Annotated in this window: 24 protein-coding genes and 2 tRNA genes; 19 read left to right on the forward strand and 7 right to left on the reverse strand. The window is 70.1% G+C overall.

The genetic code is table 11. The annotated features are described in order from the left end of the window. The first annotated feature begins 10 nt into the window (after positions 1-10). The gene (gene nudC, locus IE198_RS31775; RefSeq protein WP_189892935.1) at positions 11-961 is read left to right on the forward strand and encodes an NAD(+) diphosphatase; all 951 of its coding nucleotides are present in this window, start codon (positions 11-13) and stop codon (positions 959-961) included. 24 nt (positions 962-985) lie between these two features. On the opposite strand, the gene IE198_RS31780 is transcribed toward nudC, so the two are convergent. Beyond that, positions 986-1,228 (reverse strand): mycoredoxin, encoded by a 243-nt coding sequence (locus IE198_RS31780; RefSeq protein ID WP_189892979.1) that lies wholly within the window; start codon positions 1,226-1,228, stop codon positions 986-988. 139 nt (positions 1,229-1,367) lie between these two features. On the opposite strand from IE198_RS31780, the gene IE198_RS31785 reads away from it, so the two are divergent. The 5 genes from IE198_RS31785 to IE198_RS31805 all read left to right on the forward strand — a co-directional run bounded on the left by IE198_RS31785 (position 1,368) and on the right by IE198_RS31805 (position 5,248). After that, positions 1,368-3,599, forward strand: a complete 2,232-nt coding sequence (locus IE198_RS31785) for an ATP-dependent DNA helicase UvrD2 (protein WP_229834632.1) — start codon at positions 1,368-1,370, stop codon at positions 3,597-3,599. Positions 3,600-3,762: 163 nt separating this feature from the next. Continuing rightward, complete coding sequence (locus IE198_RS31790; protein WP_189892938.1) at positions 3,763-4,089, forward strand: hypothetical protein; 327 nt, start codon at positions 3,763-3,765, stop codon at positions 4,087-4,089. Between the two features lie 170 nt (positions 4,090-4,259). Then, complete coding sequence (locus IE198_RS31795; RefSeq protein WP_189892940.1) at positions 4,260-4,628, forward strand: WhiB family transcriptional regulator; 369 nt, start codon at positions 4,260-4,262, stop codon at positions 4,626-4,628. Further along, complete coding sequence (locus IE198_RS31800; RefSeq protein WP_189892942.1) at positions 4,625-4,948, forward strand: putative WhiB-interacting protein; 324 nt, start codon at positions 4,625-4,627, stop codon at positions 4,946-4,948. Before IE198_RS31795 ends, IE198_RS31800 begins: the two co-directional genes overlap by 4 nt. Before the next feature lie 96 nt (positions 4,949-5,044). After that, complete coding sequence (locus IE198_RS31805) at positions 5,045-5,248, forward strand: hypothetical protein (RefSeq protein ID WP_189892944.1); 204 nt, start codon at positions 5,045-5,047, stop codon at positions 5,246-5,248. A gap of 7 nt (positions 5,249-5,255) precedes the next feature. On the opposite strand, the gene IE198_RS31810 is transcribed toward IE198_RS31805, so the two are convergent. Then, positions 5,256-6,608 carry an ABC1 kinase family protein gene (locus IE198_RS31810; protein WP_189892946.1) on the reverse strand — a complete coding sequence of 451 codons (1,353 nt, stop codon included), beginning with the start codon at positions 6,606-6,608 and terminating at the stop codon, positions 5,256-5,258. 63 nt (positions 6,609-6,671) lie between these two features. Next, the gene (locus tag IE198_RS31815; protein ID WP_189892948.1) at positions 6,672-7,814 is read right to left on the reverse strand and encodes a ThiF family adenylyltransferase; all 1,143 of its coding nucleotides are present in this window, start codon (positions 7,812-7,814) and stop codon (positions 6,672-6,674) included. A gap of 206 nt (positions 7,815-8,020) precedes the next feature. On the opposite strand from IE198_RS31815, the gene IE198_RS31820 reads away from it, so the two are divergent. The 4 genes from IE198_RS31820 (at position 8,021) to IE198_RS31835 (ending at position 11,879) form a co-directional block, all read left to right on the forward strand. Beyond that, a complete protein-coding gene (locus IE198_RS31820; protein ID WP_189892950.1) occupies positions 8,021-8,644 on the forward strand; it encodes a SprT-like domain-containing protein in 624 nt (207 codons plus the stop codon). Positions 8,645-8,751: 107 nt separating this feature from the next. Next, the gene (locus tag IE198_RS31825; RefSeq protein WP_189892952.1) at positions 8,752-10,410 is read left to right on the forward strand and encodes a TerD family protein; all 1,659 of its coding nucleotides are present in this window, start codon (positions 8,752-8,754) and stop codon (positions 10,408-10,410) included. A gap of 13 nt (positions 10,411-10,423) precedes the next feature. Beyond that, positions 10,424-11,104 carry an AIM24 family protein gene (locus tag IE198_RS31830; RefSeq protein ID WP_189892954.1) on the forward strand — a complete coding sequence of 227 codons (681 nt, stop codon included), beginning with the start codon at positions 10,424-10,426 and terminating at the stop codon, positions 11,102-11,104. Between the two features lie 19 nt (positions 11,105-11,123). Continuing rightward, a complete protein-coding gene (locus IE198_RS31835) occupies positions 11,124-11,879 on the forward strand; it encodes an AIM24 family protein (RefSeq protein WP_189892956.1) in 756 nt (251 codons plus the stop codon). Positions 11,880-11,950: 71 nt separating this feature from the next. Here the strand turns inward: IE198_RS31835 and IE198_RS31840 are convergent, their stop codons facing one another. Beyond that, on the reverse strand, positions 11,951-12,481 hold the full coding sequence (locus tag IE198_RS31840; protein WP_189892958.1) for an NUDIX hydrolase: 531 nt from the start codon (positions 12,479-12,481) through the stop codon (positions 11,951-11,953). Continuing rightward, positions 12,478-13,959 (reverse strand): zinc-dependent metalloprotease, encoded by a 1,482-nt coding sequence (locus IE198_RS31845; RefSeq protein ID WP_189892960.1) that lies wholly within the window; start codon positions 13,957-13,959, stop codon positions 12,478-12,480. The genes IE198_RS31840 and IE198_RS31845 overlap by 4 nt, the downstream gene beginning before the upstream one ends. A gap of 190 nt (positions 13,960-14,149) precedes the next feature. On the opposite strand from IE198_RS31845, the gene IE198_RS31850 reads away from it, so the two are divergent. From IE198_RS31850 to IE198_RS31865, 4 genes are all read left to right on the forward strand, one after another. Next, a complete protein-coding gene (locus IE198_RS31850) occupies positions 14,150-15,277 on the forward strand; it encodes an SDR family oxidoreductase (protein WP_189892962.1) in 1,128 nt (375 codons plus the stop codon). Between the two features lie 120 nt (positions 15,278-15,397). Then, complete coding sequence (locus tag IE198_RS31855; RefSeq protein ID WP_189892964.1) at positions 15,398-15,856, forward strand: molybdenum cofactor biosynthesis protein MoaE; 459 nt, start codon at positions 15,398-15,400, stop codon at positions 15,854-15,856. A 242-nt stretch (positions 15,857-16,098) separates the two neighbouring features. Next, positions 16,099-16,275, forward strand: a complete 177-nt coding sequence (locus tag IE198_RS31860) for a hypothetical protein (protein WP_189892966.1) — start codon at positions 16,099-16,101, stop codon at positions 16,273-16,275. A gap of 84 nt (positions 16,276-16,359) precedes the next feature. After that, positions 16,360-17,448, forward strand: coding sequence for a YlbL family protein (locus tag IE198_RS31865; RefSeq protein ID WP_189892968.1), 1,089 nt, complete (start codon positions 16,360-16,362; stop codon positions 17,446-17,448). Positions 17,449-17,558: 110 nt separating this feature from the next. Here IE198_RS31865 and IE198_RS31870 read toward each other — a convergent pair whose 3' ends face one another. Next, complete coding sequence (locus IE198_RS31870; RefSeq protein WP_189892970.1) at positions 17,559-18,116, reverse strand: PPA1309 family protein; 558 nt, start codon at positions 18,114-18,116, stop codon at positions 17,559-17,561. Positions 18,117-18,253: 137 nt separating this feature from the next. On the opposite strand from IE198_RS31870, the gene IE198_RS31875 reads away from it, so the two are divergent. The 4 genes from IE198_RS31875 (at position 18,254) to IE198_RS31890 (ending at position 23,969) form a co-directional block, all read left to right on the forward strand. After that, the gene (locus tag IE198_RS31875) at positions 18,254-21,208 is read left to right on the forward strand and encodes a UPF0182 family membrane protein (RefSeq protein ID WP_189892981.1); all 2,955 of its coding nucleotides are present in this window, start codon (positions 18,254-18,256) and stop codon (positions 21,206-21,208) included. A gap of 42 nt (positions 21,209-21,250) precedes the next feature. Further along, positions 21,251-21,324: transfer RNA gene (locus tag IE198_RS31880), tRNA-Met, on the forward strand. A gap of 216 nt (positions 21,325-21,540) precedes the next feature. After that, entirely contained in the window at positions 21,541-23,850 is a 2,310-nt protein-coding gene (locus IE198_RS31885) for a tetratricopeptide repeat protein (protein WP_189892973.1), read from the forward strand. A gap of 45 nt (positions 23,851-23,895) precedes the next feature. Next, positions 23,896-23,969 (forward strand) — tRNA-Met (locus tag IE198_RS31890). A gap of 134 nt (positions 23,970-24,103) precedes the next feature. On the opposite strand, the gene IE198_RS31895 is transcribed toward IE198_RS31890, so the two are convergent. Continuing rightward, positions 24,104-24,520, reverse strand: coding sequence for a Fur family transcriptional regulator (locus tag IE198_RS31895; RefSeq protein WP_189892975.1), 417 nt, complete (start codon positions 24,518-24,520; stop codon positions 24,104-24,106). 159 nt (positions 24,521-24,679) lie between these two features. Here IE198_RS31895 and IE198_RS31900 point away from each other — a divergent pair, with 159 nt between their 5' ends. After that, entirely contained in the window at positions 24,680-26,131 is a 1,452-nt protein-coding gene (locus tag IE198_RS31900; RefSeq protein WP_229834634.1) for a catalase, read from the forward strand. Positions 26,132-26,219: the final 88 nt, after the last annotated feature.

Here is a 26,219-nt window from a genome sequence, read left to right on the forward strand (position 1 = left end):
TGGAAGAACCGTGAGCACCAACAGCTACGCCGACGCCGCAGGCCGCCCGATCAGCCTCACCGCGCCCAGCGGTATCGACCGCGAGGCGCACAACCGCCTCGACGAGGCATGGCTCGCGGCCGCGTGGAGCCACCCCACGACACGCGTCTTCGTCGTCTCCGGCGGCCAGGCGCTGATCGACGACACCCCCGACGGGCGGACCGAACTGGTCATGACCCCGGCCTTCGAGGCCCCGGTCACGGAGACCCATCGCTACTTCCTCGGCACCGACGAGGACGGGGTGCGCTACTTCGCGCTCCAGAAGGACGCCCTGCCGGGCCGTATGGACCAGTCGGCCAGACCCGCCGGGCTGCGCGAGGCCGGGCTGCTGTTGTCCCCGCGGGACGCGGGTCTGCTGGTGCACGCGGTCGCTCTGGAGAACTGGCAGCGGTTGCACCGCTTCTGCTCCCGCTGCGGCGAGCGCACCGTCATCGCCGCCGCGGGCCACATCCGCCGCTGCCAGGCGTGCGGGGCCGAGCACTACCCCCGTACCGACCCTGCGGTGATCATGCTCGTCACCGACGACGAGGACCGGGCGCTCCTCGGCCGCCAGGTGCACTGGCCGGAGGGCCGCTTCTCGACGCTCGCGGGCTTCGTGGAGCCGGGGGAGTCGATCGAGCAGTCGGTGCGCCGCGAGGTCCGCGAAGAGGTGGGCGTCGACGTCGGCGACGTCGAGTACGTCGCCAGCCAACCGTGGCCCTTCCCTTCCAGCCTCATGCTCGGCTTCATGGCCCGCGCCACCTCGTCGCAGATCGATGTGGACGGCGAGGAGATCCACGAGGCGCGCTGGTTCTCCCGCGAAGAACTGCGGGCCGCGTTCGAGTCCGGGGAGGTGTTGCCTCCCTTCGGGATCTCGATCGCGGCCCGGCTCATGGAGCTCTGGTACGGCAAGCCGCTGCCCAAGCCCGGAGACGTCGTCTGAGTGCTTGCAGCGGCCCGCCGGCCGTCAGACGGCCACCTTCTGCTTGACCTGGGCGAGCGACGGGTTGGTCAGGGTCGATCCGTCCGGGAAGAGCACGGTCGGCACCGTCTGGTTGCCTCCGTTGGCCTTCTCGACGAAGGCGGCCGAGTCAGGGTCCTGCTCGATGTTGATCTCGGTGTATGCGATGCCCTCGCGGTCCATCTGGCTCTTCAGCCGACGGCAGTATCCGCACCACGTGGTGCTGTACATCGTCACAGTGCCCTGCATCGTCTTCTGCTCCTGGGTCTCGGATCGGGGGTGTGTCATCACCTCCGCCTAGAACGTACGTGACGCGGTGACGATTCCCGACCCTGCTGTGACCCTGCTGTGACCGCCGGCACGGGCCTCGGCCGGATCGGTACGACGAATGACCCACCCCTGTGGACAACCGCCGCATCCGCCCCGGGCGACCTGGCAGCATGGCGGGGTGACAGCAGCAACGCACTCCTCCCTTTTCCCGCAGGTTCCCGAGTCCGCGGACGCCGTGCTCGAGGGGCTCGATCCCGAGCAGCGCCAAGTGGCGACCGCCCTGCACGGACCGGTGTGCGTGCTGGCAGGAGCCGGCACGGGCAAGACGCGCGCGATCACCCACCGCATCGCGTACGGCGTCCGTGCGGGCATACTCCAGCCCGCCAGTGTGCTGGCCGTCACTTTCACCAACCGCGCCGCCGGTGAGATGAGGGGCCGGCTGCGCCAGCTCGGCGCGGCCGGCGTCCAGGCGCGTACGTTCCACTCCGCCGCGCTGCGCCAGCTGCAGTACTTCTGGCCGAAGGCGGTCGGCGGCGAGCTGCCCCGGCTGCTGGAGCGCAAGATCCAGCTGGTCGCGGAGGCCGCGGCCCGCTGCCGCATCCGCCTCGACCGCAACGAGCTGCGGGACGTCACGGGTGAGATCGAGTGGGCCAAGGTCACCCAGACCGTTCCCGCCGACTACCCGGCGGCGGTCGCCAAGTCGCTGCGTGACGCCCCCCGGGATCCCGCCGAGATCAGCCAGGTCTACGGGATGTACGAGCAGCTCAAGCGCGACCGCTCGGTGATCGACTTCGAGGACGTGCTGCTGCTCACCGTCGGCATCCTGCAGGACCGGCACGACATCGCCGAACACGTCCGCCGCCAGTACCAGCACTTCGTCGTCGACGAGTACCAGGACGTCAGCCCTCTCCAGCAGCGCCTGCTGGACCTGTGGCTGGGGGACCGGGAAAACCTCTGCGTCGTCGGGGACGCCAGCCAGACCATCTACTCCTTCACCGGCGCCACCCCCGACCACCTGCTGAACTTCCGCACCCGCCACCCCGGCGCGACCGTGGTCAAGCTGGTCCGTGACTACCGCTCCACCCCTCAGGTCGTCCATCTGGCCAATGGTCTGCTCGGCCAGGCCCGCGGCCGCGCGGCGGAGCACCGCCTGGAGCTGATCTCCCAGCGCGACCCCGGGCCAGAGCCCGCCCATGTGGAATACGCGGACGAGCCGGCAGAGGCCGAGGGCACCGCTCGCCGGATCCGCGAGCTGATCGCCGCCGGTGTCCCGGCCGGCGAGATCGCCGTGCTGTATCGGATCAATGCCCAGTCCGAGGTCTACGAGCAGGCGCTGGCCGACGCGGGCGTCCCGTACCAACTGCGCGGGGCCGAGCGGTTCTTCGAGCGGCAGGAGGTGCGCGAGGCGGGGATCGCCCTGCGGGGCGCCGCCCGCGCCGGCGGCAACGACGCGCTGCTCGACGACGTGGAGGATCTGCCCGCCCAGGTGCGGGCCGTGCTGTCCACCAAGGGGTGGACCACCGAGCCGCCCGCCGGATCCGGCGCGGTACGCGACCGTTGGGAGTCGCTGGCCGCTCTGGTCCGCCTTGCCGAGGACTTCGTACGGGCCAGGCCGCAGGCGACCCTTGCCGATCTCGTGGCCGAGCTGGACGAGCGGGCCGCCGCCCAGCACGCGCCCACCGTCCAGGGCGTCACACTCGCCTCCCTGCACTCGGCGAAGGGCCTGGAGTGGGACGCCGTGTTCCTCGTCGGTCTCACCGAAGGCATGATGCCGATCACCTACGCCAAGACGGACGAGCAGGTGGAGGAGGAACGTCGGCTCCTCTATGTGGGGGTCACCCGAGCACGGTTGCATCTGTCCCTCTCCTGGGCTCTCTCACGCGCCCCCGGCGGCCGCGCCTCACGCCGTCCGACCCGCTTCCTGAACGGCATCCGTCCCGGCTCCGCCGCTGCCGGACCGCGAGCGGCGGGCGGCGGGGGCGGTGTCGAGCGCGGCGCCGGTCGCCGCAAGCGGCGCGGACCGGTTCTCTGCCGGGTCTGCGGCAAGTCGCTCACGGACGCGGGCGAGATGAAGCTGATGCGCTGCGAGGACTGCCCCTCGGACATGGACGAGGCGCTGTACGAGCGGCTGCGCGAATGGCGGTCCGTCCAGGCGAAGGAGCTGGGCCAGCCCGCGTACTGCGTCTTCACCGACAAGACGCTGATGGCGATCGCGGAGGCCGTGCCGGGCGACGAGACCGAGCTGGCCGGGATCTCGGGGGTCGGGGGACGCAAGCTGGATCGCTTCGGAGCCGATGTTCTTGCCATTTGCGCAGGTGAGGAGCCTGACGAGGGTGACGAGGACGACTGATACAAACTCGTCGAAAAAATAGTTTGCGCACGCCCCGGCCAGCCCCATAGGTTCTTAACCACGAGAACAGCGGCTTCTCTGAAGCCCTGTCTTCGTGCTGTACTTATCCGAATAGCGCGACCGGTTCGTCCGGTCCCCGAGACGCCGAGAGGAGGCGAATCCAGTGATCAGCATCAAGACCAGCTTCGTCAGCACCGTCAAAATGACCGATCGCTCGGTCGTCTCCGCCTGCTCGCTCGGCTTCTCGTCCGCGTTCCACGGCACCGGTATGTCCGGCATTCCCGCCGCTCTGCCCGTGTCCGGCCTGGGCGGCATGCCCGTCCGTGAGCGCAATGAGCGACCGACCAAGGCACTGGAAGCGGGAGTAGCAGCGGCAGAGGCTCAGGCCTATGCCTTTGCGGCGGCCAGTGCCGAGACCGAGCAGCAGACGACGCAGCACCACACGAAGTGGGCCTTCCGCGGGCTCGAACCCTGGAGTGATCCAGCCTGATACGACATCAGGCCGGCGCCTTCAGGGCCGCGGAACCCCACCCGGGATCCGCGGCCCTTCTGTTTTCCCCGGCGGGAAGACGACGCGAAGGGGCCTCGGGACCAGAAGCACCCGGTACCAACTGCCACCCGGCCGACCGGCCGGAACGACCAGACGAGGAAATACACACCGTGCAACTCGAAGCGCACGCCCCGTCCGTACCGCCTTCCGAGACCATCTCCCCGCCCGCTCCTATCGAGGACTCGAACTTGACTCCCCTCACCGCGCTGACCGCGCTCGACGACGCCATCGAGAACCTGGGCGTACCCGTCCCGTGCCGCTCCTACGACCCGGAGGTCTTCTTCGCCGAGTCGCCGGCCGACGTCGAGTACGCCAAGTCCCTCTGCCGCACCTGCCCGCTGATGGAGGCCTGCCTCGCCGGCGCCAAGGAACGGCGTGAGCCGTGGGGCGTCTGGGGCGGAGAGCTCTTTGTCCAGGGTGTGGTCGTCGCCCGCAAGCGGCCGCGTGGTCGCCCGCGCAAGAACCCGGTTGCGGCATGAACGCCATCGGAACCATCGATCGACCCTTCACGCACGACCCCAAGAAGCAGGCCCCGATGACCTCTTCCCCGAGCGAGCCGCAGGGCTCCGCCAGCCGAGCTGTCACCACCATCGGCGCGAACGCCTCGCGTCAGAACAGGACCCGCGAAATGCAACTCATCCCAGAAGCCCTGGCGCGTGCGCATATGGACGAGCGCCTGCGTGAAGCCGACGCGGAACGCCAGGCCGTGCGCCTGGTCGCCGCTCGACGCATGCAGCGCCGCGCCGAGCGGGCGTCGATGCGCGCGCGTCGCGCCCTGGCCATGGCCGTCATGCACTGACGGCAACTCAGTCACCGCGGGGGCCGGTCCTTTCGGACCGGCCCCCGCGGTGCGTTGCGCCCAGGACGGGCCGACCGGCGGCGGTATCGTCGCGAGGTGGAACACGACACGAACCCCCAACCCGAGCAGCCGGGTGGCGACGCCGGCATCGTGTGCGCCGGTTGCGGAAAAGTCGCCGAGGAGAAGCCGGTGACCTGGGCCTTCTCCGTGGAGGGCGGGGTCCGGCACCACCTCTGCGACGACTGCGCCCGGGCCAATATCAGGGCGATCGAGGGCAGGCTCGATTCGCAGTGGTGGTGACCGCGCGTCAGGCGCCCTCTGCCTCTTCTGCCTCCTCCGCCAGGAACCCCGGCAGCCACTCCTCGAGTTCGGCCCGGAGCCGTACCGTCGCGTTGAGCTGACAGAGCACCCCGATCGTGCTCAGCGTCACGCGGTGTATGAGCAGGTACGCCGGCGGCAGATTGAGCTGCTTGCCCAGCTGGTGGGCGGGGGACCGGACGTCGGCGATCCGGGCGGCCTGGGTACGTATCCAGCTGCGGGTGAAGGTGAACTCATCCACCTCGGCCGGTTCGATGATCGGCAGCAGATACTCCAGCACCGCGTCCGGGTCGAGATCGATGGTCTTCTTGACGAAGCCCTCCTCGCACAACAGCCCGTAGACCCCGTCCGCATCGCCCTCCAGGGTCATCCGCAGACATTCGCCGATGGTGTCGGGCAGCCCGCCCTGCAGCCGGTCCACAGTGCCGAAGTCCAGCACGCCCAGGCGCCAGCCGGCGCCGTCGTCGTCGGGAAGCAGCCGGAAGTTGCCGGGGTGCGGGTCGGCATGGAGAAGCCCGGTGCGCGCCGGACCGGAGAAGAGGAAGTGGGCCAGCAACTGGCCCGCGCGGTCCCGCTCCTCGGCCGTGCCGCCGGAGATGACGTCGGCCAGCGGTATGCCGTCGATCCACTCCGTCACCAGGACCTGGTCGCTCTGGTGCACCACGTCGGGGACGAGCACGCTGGGGTCGCCGGCGAATTCCGCGGCGTGCTCGCGCTGAGCCTGTGCCTCCAATTCGTAGTCCAGCTCCTCGGAGACGCGGTCGCGCAGCTCGGAGATGAGGGGCTTGATGTCCATGCCCGGTACCAGCGGCCCCAACAGCCGGGAGAACCTGCTCAGTTGCGCCAGGTCGGACAGCAGTGCCTCGCCCGCGCCCGGGTACTGCACCTTCACGGCGACGTCACGCCCGTCGTGCCATACGGCACGGTGCACCTGCCCGATCGACGCGGCGGCCGACGGTTTGTCCTCGAAGCTGAGGAACAGCTCGCGCCAGTCCTCACCCAGGCGCTCCGCCAGCGCCGCGTGGACCGTCCGGGTCGGCATCGGAGGGGCCGCCTCCTGAAGCCTGGTCAGGGCTGCGCGATACGGACCGGCGATCTCCTCGGGCAGCGCCGATTCGAACACGGACAGCGCCTGCCCGAACTTCATCGCACCGCCTTTCAGCTCACCGAGAACGCGGAACAGTTGTTCCGCCGTGCGCTGTTGCAGCTCGCGGGCCACGATCTCGGCCGACTTGCCGCCGATCCGTTTCCCCAGCCCCCAGGTGACCCGGCCCGCGAAGCCCAGTGGCAGCGCTGCCAACTTGGCGGTCCGGGTGACCGCCTTCCGGGGAAGATCAGACATGCGCCCCTCCAAATCCCAGACAGCCTGCCGCGTCTGCCGGCGGCATTGCTCCGCCGACCGCGGTTACCCGTTCATTGTCGCGTGCGTCGGGGCGATCGCCGAGGTGTGCTCCCTCTCAGTTTTCCCCGTAGCACCGCAGACACAGTCGAAATGGGGTCTGATCCGCTGGGCGCGCCATGACAGTTGGGGCAGCGAGACCTCCCATCTGGTTCCGGCGCTCGCCGGTGCTCCGCCGTCGAGGAAGGAAAGTGCATGACAGGCCGCCAGGCCTGCCACGGCTGTAGCCAGCGCGACGTCACAGGCGGCCACGGTCCTTCGGCGGCCGGAGCGCCACTGGGCGAGCAACCGTGGCCTCCCCGGGTCGAGATCGGCGTGCTCCCGCTCCATGCAGCCTGCGCATGCCGTGCATCCTGGCAGCACCAGGGGGCCGACGACTCCGGTGGCTTCCACAACGCCTGTGTAGAGATGGGGAATGCCTCCGGCGATCCAGTCCTCGGTCTGCTGGAGCGAGGGAGCATAGGCGGCCAGCCCGTCACGTGGAGCCAGGACGACCAGGCTGAGCCCCGGCTCCCTGCCGACCGGGTCCTGCGTCTCGGCGGCACGCGGCGGACGGTCGGGGGCGGCCCGCCGGACCAGCCGACGGGCTGCCGCGTCCCTGCGGTCCCCGACCGCCTCCGCGGACAGGCCACCGGGTGCCACGTCACCGGGCTCCGTGTATCCGCCGTCCAGCACCTCGACCCGACCCACCCCGGCGGCCGAGAGCGTCGCGGCGATCGACGCCCCCACCCGCCCCGCTCCGCGCACCTGGACCCGTATGGCCCGCCGGGCCGCGACGCGGCCTGCCGCGCCGCCCGGTTCGGGGTGGATCACGGACAACGAGGCGATGTCCGGCCGTAGCCGGTCATGGGCCGCCGCCCGTTTGCGCAGAGCGGCGACCGCCGGGCCTCCGGCCGTGGGGTCGTCGAGGAGGCCCGCCGCGGTCAGACGGTTCACCAGAGCTTCCGCTCTGCCGTCAGGCAGCCCCATGGCCCGCGCCTCCTCGCGCAGCAGCGGGAGGCCGCGTGTTCCGTCCAGCAACTCCATCAGGGCACCGGTCGCCGTGTCCACAGGTCCAAGAGTCACCGCATGCGCGGGCGTCACCCCGAACTGCACGGACTGGCGGTCCCGCCATGCCCGCCGCAAAGCAGGCTTCATCATCGGATGCATATCCGCTTCCCCCGTCGATCTTTGGCACGGTTCATCTGCGAGCCGTGGCGAACCGTTGTCAGAATGCAGGGCCGCGGCGAGGGGTGTGAAAAGTTGTCCACAGGTGCGGGGTATTAGTCGTTCAAATGGTGCAGCCATGGGGTGGATCAAGCGGGAGGCGTTCCCGGGACGGGACTTCTCCCAGGGACAGCGGGTAACGTCGGGGCGTGCCCGTCGACCCTCCCTCTCGCCTCGCTGGGGAGACCTCACCGCGCAGCGCGGCAGGTCAGCAGCGCAGTGCGCCACGCCACCCGTCCCGCGGATCGGTGACGAGCGCGGTCGAGGTCCGCCGCAGCGCCCGGCGCAGCAGGACGGTCTCCGCGTACCGGGAGGGTGACCGCACCATCGTGCTGATCCCGGCCCGGATGTCGGAGGCGGAGGAGCGGCGCTGGGTCGGCGTCATGCTCGAAAAGCTCGCCGCTCAGGAGAACAGGCGTGTTCTCGGTGACGCCGAACTCACGGAGCGTGCGGAGCGTTTGTCCGCCCAGTACTTCGACGGGCGCGCCAGGCCCGCTTCCGTACGGTGGGTGACGAACCAGAACACCCGTTGGGGTTCCTGCACTCCGGCGGAGGGCAGCATCCGGCTGTCGCACCGGCTGCAGGGCATGCCGGAGTACGTGGTGGACTACGTACTCGTCCACGAGCTGGCTCATCTGCTCGTTCCCGGCCACGGACCTGGGTTCTGGCGGCTGCTGGAGGCGTATCCGCGCACCGAGCGGGCCCGCGGTTATCTGGAGGGCGTCGTCTCGGCCGACCGGCTGCCCCATCTGCCCGCCGCCCGGGGAGAGTGACGGGGCGACGGTCCTGTACCGAATGTGTACCGGCTTGCCTCGATGTCGGACTCAGCGGATAGCCTGGCGCGACGCAATCAATTCGGGATGGGGGACGGTCGTAACGTATGGCCAGGGAATTCCAACGCGGCCACAAGGCCAAGATCAGTGATCTCACTCCGGGAACGGATCTGTACGTAGGTGTGCAGATCGCCGCCCCCGGTCTGACCTTCGACATCAGCTGCTTCGGACTCGATGCCAACGAGCAGCTCTCTGACGACCGGTACTTCATCTTCTTCAATCAGCCGAAGTCGCCCGAGGAGTCCATTCAGCTGCTCGGTGCGCAGTCCGGCGACACCGAGTCGTTCCGCGTCACACTCGACCGCATCCCGGCGAACATCCACAAACTCTCCTTCACCGCCACGATCGACGGTGCCGGCCAGATGTCGCAGATCGGCCCCGGGTACATCCGGGTCGTCGCCGGTGGCGAGGAGGTCGTCCGGTACGCCTTCACCGGCTCCGAGTTCACGACCGAGCGCGCTGTGATGCTGGGCGACTTCTACCTCAAGGACGTGTGGCGTTTCGCTGCCGTCGGCCAGGGTTTCGACGGCGGCCTCGAGGCGCTGCTGAAGAACTTCGGCGGCGAGGTCGCGGAGGAGCAGCCGGCCGCGCAGCAACCGCAGGGAGCGGCTCCGTCGTTCGCGCCGCCTGCGCAGGCGTCCGCGCCGGCCCCGGCGTTCGGCGCACCGGCCGCCCCCCAGGCTCCGCAGCCCGCGCCCTCCTTCGGCGCGCCCGTCGCCCAGACTCCCGCCGCCCCGCAGAACCCGCAGATGCACGCCGCGCCGACCATGGCCGCACCGATGAGCCCGCCGGCCGGGACGGTGCCGCCGCCCGCCCCGTCCCTCTACGGACAGCCGCCTCAGCAGCCCCAGTTCGGCCAGGTCCCCGCCCAGGCCCCCGGACAGATGCCGGGTCAGGCCCCCGGACAGATGCCGGGCCAGGTCCCCGGCCAGATGCCGCAGCCCGGCATGCCGTCGCCGTACGGCCAGCAGGCCCCCGCCGCGTACGGCCAGCAGCCTCCCGGTATGCCCCAGGGCGGTGTGCCCCAGGGCGCCCCACAGGGCGGTGCCGGTCTGCAGGCTGCCCTGCAGCCGTACCGCGAGACGGCCACCGGCCAGCGGTGGACCCCGCAGAACCAGCAGCTCATGCGTGTCGACCTGACCATGGGCGGCACGCCCGTGCTGGCCCGCCAGGGCAGCATGGTCATGTACCAGGGCAAGGTCGAGTTCAGTTACAAGGGCGCCGGTTTCGCCGGCCGTGTTGTCGGCAATGCGACCGGCCAGGAAATGCAGTTGATGCGCTGCTCGGGACGCGGCCAGGTCTTCCTCGCCGAGGACGGAGCGCATCTGCACTCCATCGAGTTGCAGGGCGACGGCATCTGCGTCTCCGCGGAGAACGTCCTCGCCTTCGACGAGTCCCTGCAGCACGAGGTCCGCCGCATCGAGGGTCACGGCATCCCCGGCGGCGCCCTGTTCACGATGATGTTCCAGGGCACGGGCACGGTCGTCGTCAAGACCCACGGCATTCCGGTCGTCCTGCCGGTCACTCCCACCACGTTCGCCGACTGCAACGCGGTCGTCGCCTGGTCGGCGGCCTCGCAGGTCATCCTCTCCAGCCAGGTCCGGCTGCGCCGCAACGCGTACCCCGGGCACAGCGGGGAGACCGTGAACCTCCAGTTCCGGGGAGCCCCCGGCAACTTCATCGTCGTTCAGCCGTACGAGGTCTGAGGGAGCCCGGATCATGAACCAGCAACTCGCGGGCTTCGCCCCGACCCCCGTGACGGCCCGGATGGAGAACCACGGCCGCACCATGCTCAAGGTCGCCATGGCCGCCGGCCAGGACCTGTACGCGCGCACCGGCTCGATGGTCGCCTACGAGGGCTTCGTCCAGTACGAGCCCAACCCGCCCGCCGTCCGTCAGATCGCCGCCCAGTGGGTGACCGGCGAGGGCGCGCCCATCATGAAGTGTTCCGGTGACGGACTGCTCTACCTCGCCGACTACGGCGCGGACGTAGTCGTCATCAACCTCAACAACGACTCCATCTCGGTCAACGGCACCAATGTGCTCGCCTTCGACGCACACCTCCAGTGGGGCGTGGAGAAGGTCAAGGGGCTGGCGAAGTTCGCCGGCCAGGGCCTGTGGAACGTGGAGATCGCGGGCACCGGCTGGGTCGCCCTGACCTCCCGCGGCACCCCGATCGTGGTCGACTGCGGCCGAGGCGAGGACGAGACGTACGTCGACCCGGACGCGCTCGTCGCCTGGTCCCCGAACCTGAAGGTGAAGGGCAAGCGCAGCTTCAAGGCGTCCTCGCTGATAGGGCGGGGCAGCGGAGAGGCGTACCAGATGGCCTTCTCGGGCCAGGGCATCGTCGTCGTACAGCCGAGCGAGGACAGTACCGACCGCCTGCGGATCCGGCACTGAGGGGGAGCGAGAACACATCATGCAGAGCCCGCTTTTCAGCTACGCAGAACAGCAGAGCCAGGACCGGTACGTCGTGCAGAACCCGCAGCTGCTGCGGGTCGCCCTGACCGGACACGACGACGTCCTCGCCCGCAAGGGCGCCATGGTGGCGTACCAGGGACTGGTCGACTTCGACGGCGAGTACCAGACGAGCACCCAGCGCCGCGCCCGCGCCAACACCGGTGAGGGCCTCGACCTGATGCGCTGCTCAGGACAGGGCACGGTCTACTTCGCCAACCTCGCGCAGTACATCCATGTGGTGGACGTCGACCAGGAGGGCATGACCGTCGACAGCGCCTACGTCCTGGCGCTCGACTCCACGCTGCACACCGAGGTGATCGCGGTGGACAGCCAGTACGGCATCTCCGGGTCCGGCAAGTACCAGCTCAACATCTCGGGCCGGGGCAAGGTCGCGCTGATGACCTCCGGCCAGCCGCTGATGATGCAGGTCACCCCGGACAAGTACGTCAACGCCGACGCCGACGCCATCGTCGCCTGGTCCTCCGGGCTGCGGGTGCAGATGCAGGCGCAGACGCACTCCTCCGGTGTGCGCCGCCGCCGCGGCAACACCGGCGAAGGCTGGGAACTGAGCTTCCTCGGCCAGGGCTTCGCGCTGGTCCAGCCCAGCGAGGTCATGCCCCCGCAGAACGCGGACCTCGGGCAGGGCGTCCGCGCCCAGTTCGGAGTCGGCCAGCACGGGTCCCGCTCCCAGAACCAGAACAACGCCTGGAACTGATCCACACACGACAGGCACGGACAAGGGGCGGTCGCCCGGGCAACCGCCCCTTACCCGTGCCGTCCGACGCGCTAGAGGAGCGCGCGGGTGCGCTCCATCAGCCGTACGACAGAGGCGTCGGCGACACCCGCCACCTCGTCGTACGGGAACCAGCGCAGATCGAGTGACTCGTCACTGATCGCGGGGGCCGCCCCTGCCGGGGCGAGCGCCGCGTACTGCACGTCGAAATGCCAGTGACACGGTGCCGGGATGGGGTGCCGGTCCAGGGTGACCGGCCCGCCGGGCAGCAGCGAGAGCCCGGGCATCCCGGACTCCTCCCTCGCCTCGCGCAGCGCCGCCGCGGCCAGGCTGGTGTCGTCCGGCTCGCAGTGGCCGCCCATCTGCAGCCACATGCCGAGCTTCTTGTGCAGTGTCAGCAGCACCCGCCCGCGCTCGGGGTCGATCACCAGGGCGCTGGCCGTCAGATGCCCGGCATGACAGGACTTCCACGTCCCGTCCGGGTGCGCCGCCAGATGATCGAGGTAGGTCTGCCGCAGCTCTGCCTGGTCCTCCTGGGCGTCGTAGCCCTTCAGCACGAGGACCGCGTCGTCGTGGAGGCTCACTTGTCGGCGTCGCCCTCGTCGGTCCCGCGGGCTTCGTCAGTCCCGGAGGCTCCCGGGGCACCGGAGGACCCTGAGTCTTCGGGGAGATCCTTGTCGAGCTTCGTGCCCTTGCCTCCGGCGGCCTCGCCGAGCATCTTGTCCAGCTCGGAGAAGTCCAGCTGCTCGCGGTGGACGAAGCCGTCCGGGTCGTCGAGGTCGGTGGCCGTCGGCAGCATGTCCGGGTGCTCCCACAGCGCGTCACGCCCGTCCATGCCCCGGGCGTCCGTGAGGGAGGCCCACAGCCGTGAGGCGTCCCGCAGCCGGCGCGGACGAAGCTGGAGGCCGATCAGGGTCGCGAACGTCTGCTCCGCGGGACCACCGGAGGCCCGGCGCCTGCGCAGCGTCTCGCGCAGCGCGCTCGCCGACGTCAGCCGGGACGAGGCCGCTTCGTGCACCACCGCGTCCACCCAGCCCTCGACCAGCGCGAGCGCGGTCTCCAGACGGGCCAGCGCCGCCTTCTGCTCAGCGGTGTCCTCCGGCTGGAACATGCCCTGCTGGAGCGCTTCCTGCAGCTGTTCGGGATGCGTCGGGTCGAACTGGCCGACGACGTCCTCGAGCTTGGTGGTGTCGACCTTGATCCCGCGGGCGTACCCCTCGACCGCGCCGAACAGGTGCGAGCGCAGCCACGGCACATGGGCGAAGAGCCGCTGGTGGGCGGCCTCCCGCAGGGCCAGGTAGAGCCGGACCTCTTCCTTGGGGACGCCGAGGTCCTTGCCCAGCGCGTCGACGTTGAGCGGAAGGAGGGCGGCCTTGCCGGCGGGGCCGAGCGGCAGTCCGATGTCGGTCGAGCCGACCACTTCACCGGCCAGCACACCGACGGCCTGCCCGATCTGCTGACCGAACATCGCACCGCCCATGGACCGCATCATCCCGATCAGCGGCCCGGCCATGGCCTGCATCTCCTCGGGCAGCACATCGCCCATGGCGAGGCCGACGCGCTCGGCCACCGGGTCGACGAGCTGCTGCCAGGCCGGAAGGGTCGCCTCGACCCACTCGGCACGGCTCCAGGCCACGGCGGTGCTCGCTCCCGAAGGAAGCGACGTCGCGCCGTCCAGCCACAGGTCCGCCAGCCGCACCGCCTCCTCGACCGCGGTCCGCTCGACGGGGCCGACGCTGGAGTCCTTGGTGCCGTCCGGCGTGCCCTGGGAGACGGTCTGGCGGGCGATCTGCTTCGCCATGTCCCAGTTGACCGGGCCGCCCTCGTAGCTCAGCATCTGGCCGAGCTGCTGGAAGGCCGCACCCAGGTCGTTCGGGTTCAGGGAGCCGAACATGGCCGCGAAGGGGTTGTCCCCGCCGCCGCTGCCGAAACCGAACCCGAAGGGGTCGGCCGGGGTCCCGCCGGAGCCCTGGCCACCTCCGCCGGGATTCTTCTTCTTGCCCTCGTCGCCGTCTTCCGGCTCCTCCGGCGGAAGGCCGAATCCGAATGGGGTGTCACTCACGGGTTTCCTCGGCTCGTAGGGCCGCCGGCTGCCTGCCGGCGGCGATTGCCCGACAACACCACCAGCGTAGACATCCGAACCGCTTACGGGCTCGGTGCTCCGCCGACACTTCGCCTGCGGCAGGATGGACGCCACCTGGTGCGTATGCGTCATTCGCTTACGTACTGAAGACAACCGCTGGAGACGCCTGGTGAGTTCCCCAGATCCGCAGGTTCGCGCAGCGCGAAACCACTCAACCCCGGCCGCCGGCCGCGGGCCGTCCGGCCGTGGCCCCGTCGTCGCGGTCACCGGTGCCGCCACCGGCGTCGGCGACCTGCTCACCCGGCGCCTCGCCGTGTCCGAGGAGGTCAAGCAGGTCGTTGCCCTCGACGAGCGCCGCGGCGAGGTGTCCGAGGCGCAGTGGCACATTCTCGACGTACGGGATCCGGCCATCGCCGAGAAGCTCCGCGGCGTCGACGTCGTGGTGCATCTGGCGCTCGACCTCGGCCTGGAGTCCGACCCCGCCGCGCGGACCGCGTACAACGTCCGCGGCACCCAGACTGTGCTGACCGCGGCTGCCGCCGCCGGGGTCCACCGGGTCGTCCTGTGTACCTCGGCCATGGTCTACGGGGCACTGCCGGAGAACGACATCCCGCTCTCCGAGGACGCCGAGCTGCGCGCGACGGCGGAGGCCACCGGCGTCGGCGACCTCCTGGAGATCGAGCGGCTGGCCCGCCGTGCGCCCCGTGCGCACCCGGGCCTCAATGTGACGGTGGTCCGGCCCGCCGTCCTGGTGGGCGGCACGGACACGGCGCTCACCCGCTACTTCGAGTCGCCCCGCCTGCTCGTGGTCGCCGGATCGCGCCCCACCTGGCAGTTCTGCCATGTCGAGGACCTGGTGAGCGCCTTGGAGTACGCCGCTCTGGAGAAGGTCGAGGGGGAGCTCGTCGTTGGCTGCGACGGGTGGCTCGAGCAGGAGGAGGTCGAGGAGCTCAGCGGTATCCGGCGCATGGAGTTGCCGTCGGCGGTCGCCCTCGGCGCGGCGGCACGCCTCCACCGGATCGGGCTCACGCCTTCGCCGGCCGGGGACCTCGCGTACACGATGCACCCCTGGGTGGTGAGCGTCAGCAGGCTGCACGACGCCGGCTGGCGTCCGCAATGGACCAATGAGGAGGTGCTGGCCGCACTCCTGGAGGAGGTCGAGGGCCGCCACACGGTGGCAGGCCGCCGCCTCGGCCGCAAGGACGCCACGGCCGCGGGCGCCGCGGGCGCGACCGTCGCGCTGCTGGGCACGGCCGCTCTGGTCCGCCGGGCGCGCAAGGCACGGCGGAGGATCTGAGGAGACGGGCCGGCTCACAGGCCGGGGCGCCCGGCTTGTACGAGGCTCCAGGCGGGATCGCCCCCGAACGGTCGAATGGGCTATTCCGCGTTGTCGGTGCGGTACGGCACGATGGACGCCATGGCACGCACGTACGACCACCCAGGTGAGCAGGCGGCGAAGGACCCGATCCGACTGCTGGCGATCCGGGACACACCGCTGTCCCTCGACGAGGTTTTCACGGCGGTCGGCGATGACGCCGCGGGAGGCACGGCGCTGTTCGTCGGCACCGTGCGCAACCACGACAGCGGCGCCGATGTCGACCACCTCGGTTACTCCTGCCATCCCACGGCGGAGGCGGAGATGCGACGCATCGCGGAGAAGGTCGCCGCGGAGTACCCCGTCCGGGCACTGGCCGCGGTCCACCGTGTGGGTGATCTGGCGGTCGGTGATCTCGCGGTGGTCGTCGCCGTGTCGTGCCCGCACCGGGGTGAGGCGTTCGAGGCCTGCCGGAAGCTGATCGACGACCTCAAGCACGAAGTGCCGATCTGGAAGCACCAGCGTTTCTCGGACGGCTCGGAAGAGTGGGTCGGCGCATAGCGCCGTCCATGAGGGGGCGATCGGGCTACGGGCGGGCCGGCGATCAGCGCCGTCGTCGAGGGGTGGTGGTCGGCGCCTGCTGAGAGTTGTTGACGGCACGTGCTGATCCGGCGGGCCTGAAACCCGGTCGGTACCCATCCGCCCGATTTGCGTAACCGCACCCCTGCCGTGAGCGTTGAAGCGGCAGACGGCTAATCTGCTGATCACTTGGTTGCGTTCGCTCATGGGGTAGGGAGGTCGCGATGGCAGTTCTGGCCTGGTTGCTGATTCCGCTTTTCGCCGCTGTCGGTGCGGCGATATGGGCGGGCTGGGCGTCCAGAAACCGTACGACCGGCGATGTCGCCGAGCTCGCCGGCTACGAGCGCTTTCGTGACGCGATGGAGAAGGCCGCCTCCGGTACCGACGCCGTACGTCCCTGACCCGCCCGTTCCGCAGCCGCCGAGCGGCCCCGGACGGACCGGCCCCGACGGTGCGCCCACAGGCCCGTCCCGTACTGTCGTTCCATGCCACGCCGCACCGCGACGATGCTCGCCTCCACGCTCATCTTCATTGCGCTGCTCTGTGCCGGTGTGTTCCTCAAAGTGCCCTACGCGGAGATGTCGCCCGGACCGACGGTGAACACCCTCGGGTCCGCCGACGGCGAGCCGGTGCTCGACATCTCCGGCCGCAAGACCTATCCGACGACCGGTCATCTCAACATGACCACGGTCAGGGTCACGGGCGCCGACTATCAGATGAACCTCCTGGAGGCGGTCTACGGCTGGCTGGCACACGACAACGTCGTCGTGCCGCACGACACCCTCTACCCCAACGGGAAGACGGAGGAGCAGTCGACGCAGGAGAACGCCGAGGAGTTCAGCCAGTCGCAGGAGAGCGCCAAGGTCGCCGCGCTCCGTGAGCTGAAGATCCCTGTCAAGGAGCGCGTCGTCGTCTCCTCCGTGGTCAGGGGCTCGCCGTCGCAGAACAGGCTGCATGCCGGGGACGTGATCCGTGCCGTCGACGGCACCGCCGTCGAACAGCCCGAGGACGTCGCGAAGGCCGTCGTGAAGCACAAGCCCGGCGAGGACGTCGTCTTCACCGTGGTACCGGCCGACGAGGCCGCCGCCGCGGAGAAGGCCGGCAAGGAGCCGGGGGGCACCGACAAGGTCACGGTCAGGACGGTGAAGGCGGAGGACGACGGCCGGGCCATCGTCGGGATCCAGGCCGGGATCGACCACACGTTCCCGTTCGAGGTCGACATCAATCTGGCGGACGTCGGGGGGCCGAGCGCCGGTCTGATGTTCGCGCTCGGCATCGTCGACAAGCTCACGACGGGGGACCTGACGGGCGGCAACTTCGTCGCCGGCACGGGCACCATCGACGAGTCCGGAAAGGTCGGACCGATCGGTGGCATCGAGATGAAGCTCGTCGGCGCCCGCGACGCCGGTGCCGAGTACTTCCTCACGCCCAGCGACAACTGCGCAGCCGCGGCCTCCGACATCCCGGACGGGCTGACCCTGGTGAAGGTGGACACCATCAAGGACGCGCGGGCGTCCCTGGCCAAGATCGACGCGGGCGACGCCGCCGCCCTGCCGAGCTGCACGGCCGGCTGACCCCTCGACCCGCGAGCCAGGTCCACGAGCCGCGACCGGCGGGACCACGAAGGACGAACAGCGACGCCGCGCCCCCGAACCGGGTGGCGCGGCGTCGGCCGTTGCGCGGGTTACGCCTCGAAGGTCGCGGTCAGGGCCTCGGCCAGCCCGGGGACCAGGCCTGCTCCGGTGAGCACCTCGTTCGGGGAGTCCTTGGCGCGCAGCCGCAGCGCGGACTCGCGCGTGCCGTCCCGCAGGACGGCCACCGTCATCCGGACCTCCTGGCGGTCGGGGTGCTCGGCCACCCACTTCGTGAGGGCGGTGTCGTCGAGACCGACCGGAACGTCGGCCTCCGCCGAGGGCGGCAGCATGAGCCGCTCCACGGTCAGGGCGCAGCCGGCGACCGCGTCGGGCCACGCGATGGTGCCGAGGAACTCGTCCAGCGGGGTGCCGGCCGGGATCTCGTCCTGCTCGACGGGGGTGAGCGGGGCGGCCGCCTCACCGCTGTCGAGACCGAGCTGGGAGGCCAGCCCCGGCTCCTGGGAGCGCAGGCGGACGGTGTCGACGAGAGCGAAGAGGCGGGCCGGCTGGTCCCAGCCGAGACCGGCTGCGTACTCGTCGATCTCGAGCACGGCGCGGGTGAGCGGGCTTGCGGCCATCGGGGGGCCGGAAGAGGAAACGTTGGGCATGGCCAATATCCTGCCTCCTTCCTGCCCCGCGACGGGAACTAGGTAAAGCCTCAGTAAGTTGCATGAGTGGGGCTCTACGATCGCGGGGCCCGATTCACACAACCGCGAACTTCGAGGTGCGCACGTTGGCTTTCCAGATGCCGGACCGCGGCGGAGGCCCGACAGGGCCACGGATCAGAGTGGGCCGGCCGTCCCGGCGTGTCCGCACCCTGCTCATGACACTGGGTGTCCTGGCCGTCCTGGCCATGGTGTTCGTCATGTTCTCCGGGTTCTGGACCGACTGGCTCTGGTACCGCTCGGTCGACTACTCGTCCGTGTTCACCACCACCCTGTGGACCAAGATCGGCCTGTTCGCCGTGTTCGGTCTGCTGATGGCCGTGGCCGTCGGTGTGAACATCTGGCTGGCCCACCGGCTGCGGCCGCCGCTCAGCGCGATGTCGCTCGAGCAGCAGAGCCTCGACCGGTACCGCATGGGCATCGCCCCGTACAAGAAGTGGGTGCTCCTCGGGATCATCGCACTCGTCGGGCTGATCGCCGGAGCGTCCGCCACGAGCCAGTGGCGGACCTGGCTCATGTGGGTGAACGGGGTGTCCTTCGGCGAGAAGGACCCGCAGTTCAAGATGGACGTGGCGTTCTACGCGTTCGACCTGCCCTGGTACCGGTTCCTGCTCGGCTTCGGTTTCGCGGCCATCGTGCTGTCGCTGATCGCCGCCGCGCTGACCCACTACCTGTACGGCGGGCTGCGCATCACCAGTCCAGGAGCCCGCGCGACCGCCGCGGCCACCGGCCATCTGTCGGTGCTGCTGGGTCTCTTCGTCACGCTGAAGGCCGTGGCGTACTGGCTGGACCGGTACGGGCTCGCGGTGAAGTCCAGCGACTTCAAGGCGACCGACAACTGGACGGGCCTTCGTTACGTCGACGCCAACGCCTATCTGCCGGCGAAGACGATCCTGTTCTGCATCGCCGTCATCTGCGCCCTGCTGTTCTTCGCGACGCTCTGGCGCCGCACCTGGCAGCTGCCGGTGATCGGCTTCGGTCTGATGGTCCTGTCGGCGATCCTGATCGGCGGCCTGTACCCGGCGATCGTGCAGAAGTTCCAGGTCCAGCCGAACGAGCAGGCCAAGGAAGCGCCGTACATCGAGAAGAACATCGAGGCGACGCGCAAGGCCTACGGCATCGACGGGGTGAAGCCCGGGGACTACACCGGCAGGGGTGAGGTCAAGAACCCGGAGCAGCAGCGGAAGAACGCGGATACCGCCGCCAGCTATCGCATCAACGACCCGAACATCGTCTCGCCGACGTTCCAGCAGCTGGAACAGGAGCGGAAGTACTACCAGTTCCCCTCGACCCTGGACATCGACCGGTACAAGGGCCAGGACACGATCATCGGTCTGCGTGAGCTCAACCTCGCCGGGGTCGACAAGCGCAACTGGATCAACGACCACTTCACCTACACCCACGGTTTCGGCGCCGTCACGGCCAAGGGCACCGCGACCGCCGAAGGCACCAGCGGTGCCCCGGCCTTCACGGAGTCCGGCCTGCCGACCAAGGGCATGCTCGGCGACTACGAGCAGCGGATCTACTACGGCGAGAAGACCACGCAGTACTCGATCGTCGGCGGCCCGCAGAAGGAGCTCGACTACGAGCAGGACGGCGGCAGCCAGGTCACCACGAGCTACAAGGGCAAGGGCGGCATCGACGTCTCCGGCCCGCTCAACCGTGCCGCGTACGCCGTCGCCTTCAGCGAGCCGCAGATCATGTACTCGGGAGCCATCGGCGACGGGTCCAAGATCCTCTACAACCGCACGCCCAAGCAGCGCGTCGAGGCGGTCGCTCCCTGGCTGACCATCGACGGCGACGCGTACCCGGCCGTGATCGGCAAGCGGGTCCAGTGGGTCGTCGACGCCTACACCACTACCAACGGCTACCCCTACGCCTCGCGGACCACGTTGGGCGACACCACCGCCGACTCGCTGACCGACCGGCAGCGTGCCGTGGTGGCACAGCAGAACCAGGTCAACTACATCCGTAACTCGGTGAAGGCCACCGTCGACGCCTACGACGGCACCGTGACGCTGTACGAGTGGGACGAGAAGGACCCGGTCCTGAAGACCTGGAAGAAGGCCTTCCCGGGCACGGTGAAGGACAGGGCCGAGATCCCGGACGAGTTGGAGGACCACCTGCGGTACCCGCAGGACATGTTCAAGGTGCAGCGTGAACTGCTCGCTCTCTACCACGTCACGGACGCCGACCAGTTCTACAACGCGAGTGACGCCTGGCAGGTGCCCAACGACCCGACCAAGTCGGACAGCAACGCGGTTCCGCCGTACTACCTGTCGATGAAACTGCCGGGTGACAAGGCGCAGCAGTTCTCGCTGACGACGACGTTCACCCCCAGTGGACGGCCCAACCTCCGGGCCTTCATGGCGGTCGACGCGGACGCCAACAGCGCGGACTACGGCAAGATCGAGCTGCTGCGGGTGACGGACGACAACGTGGACGGCCCCGAGCAGGTGCAGAGCCGGCTCAACAGACACGGGCCGATCGCCACTTACGTCCGCGACCTCAAGGGAGCGGACTCGACGATCAAGTACGGCAATCTGCTGACCGTTCCCCTCGACAGCGGATTCCTGTACGTCGAGCCCATCTACGCACAGGGACGCGGCTCCGAGTTCCCGCTGCTGAGCAAGGTGGCCGTCGTCTACGGACAGAAGATCGGCTTCGCCGACGACCTCGCCGGAGCGCTGAGCCAGGTCTTCGGAGCGGCGGGCGCACCGGACGAGGAGACCCCGCCGACGGAACCGGACGAGCCGCCGGCCGAGCCCACCGAGCCCCCCGCCACCGGCGACGCGGCGCTCAGGGACGCCATCGCGGACGCCCAGAAGGCGTACGACGACGCCAGGGCGGCTCTCGAGAAGGAGCCGACGGACTGGGCGGCCTACGGCAAGGCGCAGGCCGATCTGGAGGCGGCCCTGAAGCGGGCGGCCGAGGCGCAGAAGGCCCAGCCGGACTCCGCGCCGGGCGCCGAGTCCGATGCGAAGCCCGACGCGAAACCGGAGTCCACACCGGACGAAGGGGCTCCAGGGGACTGAGCAGGCACCGTCCCGCGCCGTGATACGGTTGCATCACAACGGCGCGGGGTGGAGCAGCTCGGTAGCTCGCTGGGCTCATAACCCAGAGGTCGCAGGTTCAAATCCTGTCCCCGCTACTGAAGAAGAGGGCCCGGATCCTTCCAGGATCCGGGCCCTCTTCGTGCTGTCCGGCATGCTGCCCGCTTCTTTGTGGCGCGGAAGTGCGTGCCGCGCGCCGTGAGTTGGGGCCGAACGTGTTTGACTTGTCTCTCTGTGGGCATGTCGACAAAACGCTGAAGTGACCTCCCTGGCTGCGGTATACCAGGTTTACGCGGGTTGCAGGTGGTGCGACGATGGATTTTATGGGGGACAGGGCAACTCTGTTGGAGACAGGGCGGTTTGTGCAGCCGCATGCCGGGAAGGTGGCGGACGCGATCGACGCGGTAGTCGGCGCCGACCGCCACGGCAACAACGACACCGACGACAGCAACACCGACGCGCTGGAGACCGCCGGCGCGGAGGCGCGCCACCGGAGCGCCGCCGACGCCGGGGACACCGCGGCCATGAGCGTCCTCGGTGCGCTGCTGCTGCGCCGCGGAGACCTCGACGGCGCAGAGCCCTATCTGCGGGGCGCGACCGCCGACGGTGACCGAGCCGCGGCCAACAACCTCGGCGTGCTCCTGCACCAGCGCGGCTATGCGGACGAGGCTGCCGGCTGGTGGCGGATCGCGGCCGTGGCCGGCTCGGCCGCCGCGGCCCACGCCCTGGGACGCCACTTCCGCGAGCGGGGCGACGAGCCCGCCGCCGAGTACTGGCTGCGGCAGTCCGCCGAGCAGGGCCACGCGCTGGGCGCGTACGCGCTCGCCGACCTGCTGGAGCATCGAGGCGACACGGGGGCTGAGCGCTGGCTGCGCACTGCGGCCGAGCAGGGCCACCGTGAGGCGGAGTACCGGCTCGCCCGCGCCCTGGAGCGGCGTGCGGCGGAGGAGTGCCGCAAGAGCGACGAGATCGGCCGGCTGGTCAACCGAGCTCCGGCCGACCAGGGAGCGACCACGGACGCCGCGCGGACCGGCGGTGTCCAGGGTGGGCGAGCCGGCGCCGCGCTGCCGCGATCGATCGACGGGGGCCCGGCCGGCAAGGCTGCCCCCGCGCGGCGTGCACGGACCGCCGAGGCCGCCCAGCCGGCTGCGGGCGGTTGGGGGCAGGGCGACGCGGCGCACCCCGGCGCCGTCTGGCAGACGGACGCCGCGCTGCGCAGGCTCGCGGACGCGGAGGCCGCCGCCGGCCGGGTCGACACCGATCCGGCTGCCGACACCGAAGCGCACGGTACGGGCCGGGCCGGACGCCGGGCACGGAGCGCCGTGAACGGGACCGGCGCCGACCGTCGGCCTGTGACCGACCGGAGCGGCGAGAGCCCCGCTGCGGACCGCCGGCCATCGGGCCCGGGCGAGGCCCTGCTCGACGAGGCCGCCCAGTGGTACCGGCAGGCCGCCGCGCGCGGCCACCGGCGGGCCGCGCTGCACCTGGGCGCGATCCTCGAGAAGCGCGGGGAGCTCAGGGAGGCGGGCCGCTGGTACCTCACGTCCGCCAAGGACGGCGAGGCCCGTGCCGCGTGCGCGCTCGGTTTCCTGCTGCGCGACGCCGGCGACGAGGAGAGTGCCGCCGTGTGGTGGCTGCGTGCCGCCCAGGACGGAGACGGCAACGCGGCCAATGCCCTCGGTGCCCTGCACGCCGCACGCGGCGAGCAGCAGACGGCTGAGCGCTGGTACCGCGCGGCCATGGACGCGGGCGACGTCAACGGCGCGTACAACCTCGGGCTGCTCTGTGCCGCCCAGGACCGCACGCCCCAGGCGGAGCAGTGGTACCGCCGTGCCGCCTACGCCGGTCACCGTGAGGCCGCCAACGCGCTTGCCGTCCTTCTGCTGCAGGCCGGCGACCCGGTGGGCGCCGAGCCGTGGTTCTCCAAGGCGGCCGAGGCCGGAAGCGTCGACGCGGCCTTCAACCTCGGCATCCTGCACGCGGGCCGGGACGACGACCGTACGGCTCTCACGTGGTACGAGCGGGCCGCCGAGGCCGGCCACACGGAGGCGGCGCTCCAGGTGGGCATCGCCCTGCTCAGGGACGGCGACGACCAGGGAGCGGAGCGTCATCTGCGCTGCGCCGCGGGCAGCGGCAGCGCAGAGGCGGCGTTCCGGCTCGCCACCGTGCTGGACTCCCGCCGCCCGCTGCCGGGCCCGCCGGCGCTCGGCGAGCCGGTGGCGGAGAAGAGCGAGTGCGAGGAGTGGTACGAGCGGGCCGCCGAGCAGGGGCACCGCCGCGCCCAGGTGCGGGTCGGCATGCTGGCCGCCGGCCGCGGTGACATGACGGAAGCCGCCCGCTGGTACCGGGAGGCGGCCGAGGCGGGCAGCCGCAGCGGCGCGTTCAACCTCGGGCTGCTCCTCGCCCGCGAGGGCAGCGAGCGTGAGGCGTCGCTGTGGTGGACCCGCGCCGCACGGGCCGGCCACGGCAGGGCCGCACTGCGTCTCGCGCTGCTGGCCGCCCGCAGGGGAGAGCTGGCCGAGGGGCAGCGGTGGTGCGCGACGGCCGTCGAACTCGGCCCGGCGGAGGTGTCGGAGCGGGCCGCGCGGCTGCGCGAGGCGCTGCTCCAGGAGCTCACGGCATAGGGATTTGCGCTGGTCGGCGGGGTACCGTAAGGTTGTGTTCACCGACGCGGGGTGGAGCAGCTCGGTAGCTCGCTGGGCTCATAACCCAGAGGTCGCAGGTTCAAATCCTGTCCCCGCTACTGAAATCCAAGGGCCCGGATCTTTCAAGGATCCGGGCCCTTGGGCGTTTCCCGCAGACCTTTGTGGCGTTTCGGTCGCGAACCACGAGAAGGCCCCGACGCTCGCGTCGGGGCCTTCTCGTCGTCGGTAAGGGCTAGCCGGCCGCACAGTTGGGGCAGGTGCCGCGGTACGTCACCTCGACGTCGGAGATCGTGAAGCCGAAACGCTCGGTGTCGGGCAGGTCCGCCAGGGGATTGCCCACCGGGTGAACATCGCGGATGGCGCCGCAACGGGCACAGACCAGGTGCTGGTGCGGCCGGTGCGCGTTCGGGTCGTACCGCTTGGCGCGGCGGTCGGTGGACACCTCGAGGACCTCGCCGAGGCTCACCAGCTCGCCCAGGGTGTTGTAGACGGTCGCCCGGGAGATCTCCGGCAGCTTCTCGACCGCGCGAGCGTGGACCTCGTCGGCGGTCAGATGAACGTGGTCGCCGTCGAGGACCTCGGCCACGACACGCCGCTGTGCGGTCATGCGCCAGCCGCGTCCGCGCAGTCGCTCCAAAAGGTCACTCATGGGGTCAGCCTAACAGTGGGGGACGGTGTTCCGAATGGGTATGACTTTGGATGCCTCCTTGACTTGGACAAAGTCCATTGTAGGATCGACAGCGGCACAGGCCAAGGGCAGGAAGTGCCGGAAGCAATGACTGGGCAGTACATGACGCAGGAGGCGCACGTGACGCAGGGACCGCTCACCACGGAGGCCGGGGCGCCGGTCGCCGACAACCAGAACAGCGAGACCGCGGGCGTCGGTGGGCCGGTGCTTGTCCAGGACCAGCTGCTCCTCGAGAAGCTCGCGCACTTCAACCGCGAGCGCATCCCGGAGCGCGTCGTCCACGCGCGCGGCGCCGGGGCCTACGGCACCTTCACGGTGACCGCGGACGTGACCGAGTACACCCGCGCCAAGTTCCTCTCCGAGGTCGGCAAACAGACCGAGACGTTCCTGCGCTTCTCGACCGTCGCGGGCAGCCTCGGTGCGGCCGACGCGGTCCGCGACCCACGCGGCTTCGCGCTGAAGTTCTACACCGAAGAGGGCAACTACGACCTCGTCGGCAACAACACCCCGGTGTTCTTCATCCGGGACGCCATCAAGTTCCCCGACTTCATCCACACCCAGAAGCGCGACCCGTACACCGGCTCGCAGGAGGCGGACAACGTCTTCGACTTCTGGGGGCTGAGCCCGGAGTCCACCCACCAGGTGACCTGGCTGTTCGGTGACCGGGGTATCCCGGCCTCCTACCGCCACATGGACGGTTTCGGCTCCCACACCTACCAGTGGAACAACGAGGCGGGCGAGGCCTTCTGGGTCAAGTACCACTTCAAGACCGACCAGGGCATCAAGAACCTCACCGCCGCCGAGGCCGAGGAACTGGCCGGCAAGGACCCCGACTCGCACCAGCGTGACCTGCGCGAGGCGATCGAGCGCGGCGACTTCCCGTCCTGGACCGTCGGCGTCCAGATCATGCCGGTCGCGGAGGCGGCGACGTACCGCTTCAACCCGTTCGACCTCACCAAGGTGTGGCCCCACGCGGACTACCCGGTCATCGAGATCGGCAAGCTGGAGCTCAACCGCAACCCGGAGAACATCTTCGCCGAGGTCGAGCAGTCCATCTTCAGCCCCGCCCACTTCGTGCCCGGCATCGGCCCCTCCCCGGACAAGATGCTGCAGGGCCGGCTCTTCGCCTACGGCGACGCCCACCGCTACCGCGTCGGCATCAACGCCGACCACCTCCCGGTGAACCGCCCGCACGCCACCGAGGCACGCACCAACTCCCGTGACGGCTTCCTGTACGACGGCCGCCACAAGGGTGCGAAGAACTACGAGCCGAACAGCTTCGGCGGCCCGCACCAGACGGACCGTGCGCTGTGGCAGCCGATCGCCGTCACCGGCGAGACCGGCGAGCAGCCCACGCCGCGGCATGCAGAGGACGACGACTTCGTCCAGGCGGGCAATCTCTACCGTCTGATGTCCGAGGGTGAGAAGCAGCGCCTCGTCGACAACCTCGCGGGCGCCATCTCCGGCGTCGCCCGCGACGACATCGCCGAGCGTGCGATCAACAACTTCCGTCAGGCGGACGGCGACTTCGGCAAGCGGCTCGAGGCCGCGGTCCAGGCCCTGCGCGGCTGATCGGCAGCGCTTGTCGTAGAAGAAGGGGCCGGAGCCGTCCCTTAGGTTCTAGTGGTCGTCGCAACACCCCAGTTCAAGGGGTGCGATG

The organism is Streptomyces xantholiticus, assembly GCF_014651015.1.
GTDB classification, from domain to species: domain Bacteria; phylum Actinomycetota; class Actinomycetes; order Streptomycetales; family Streptomycetaceae; genus Streptomyces; species Streptomyces xantholiticus.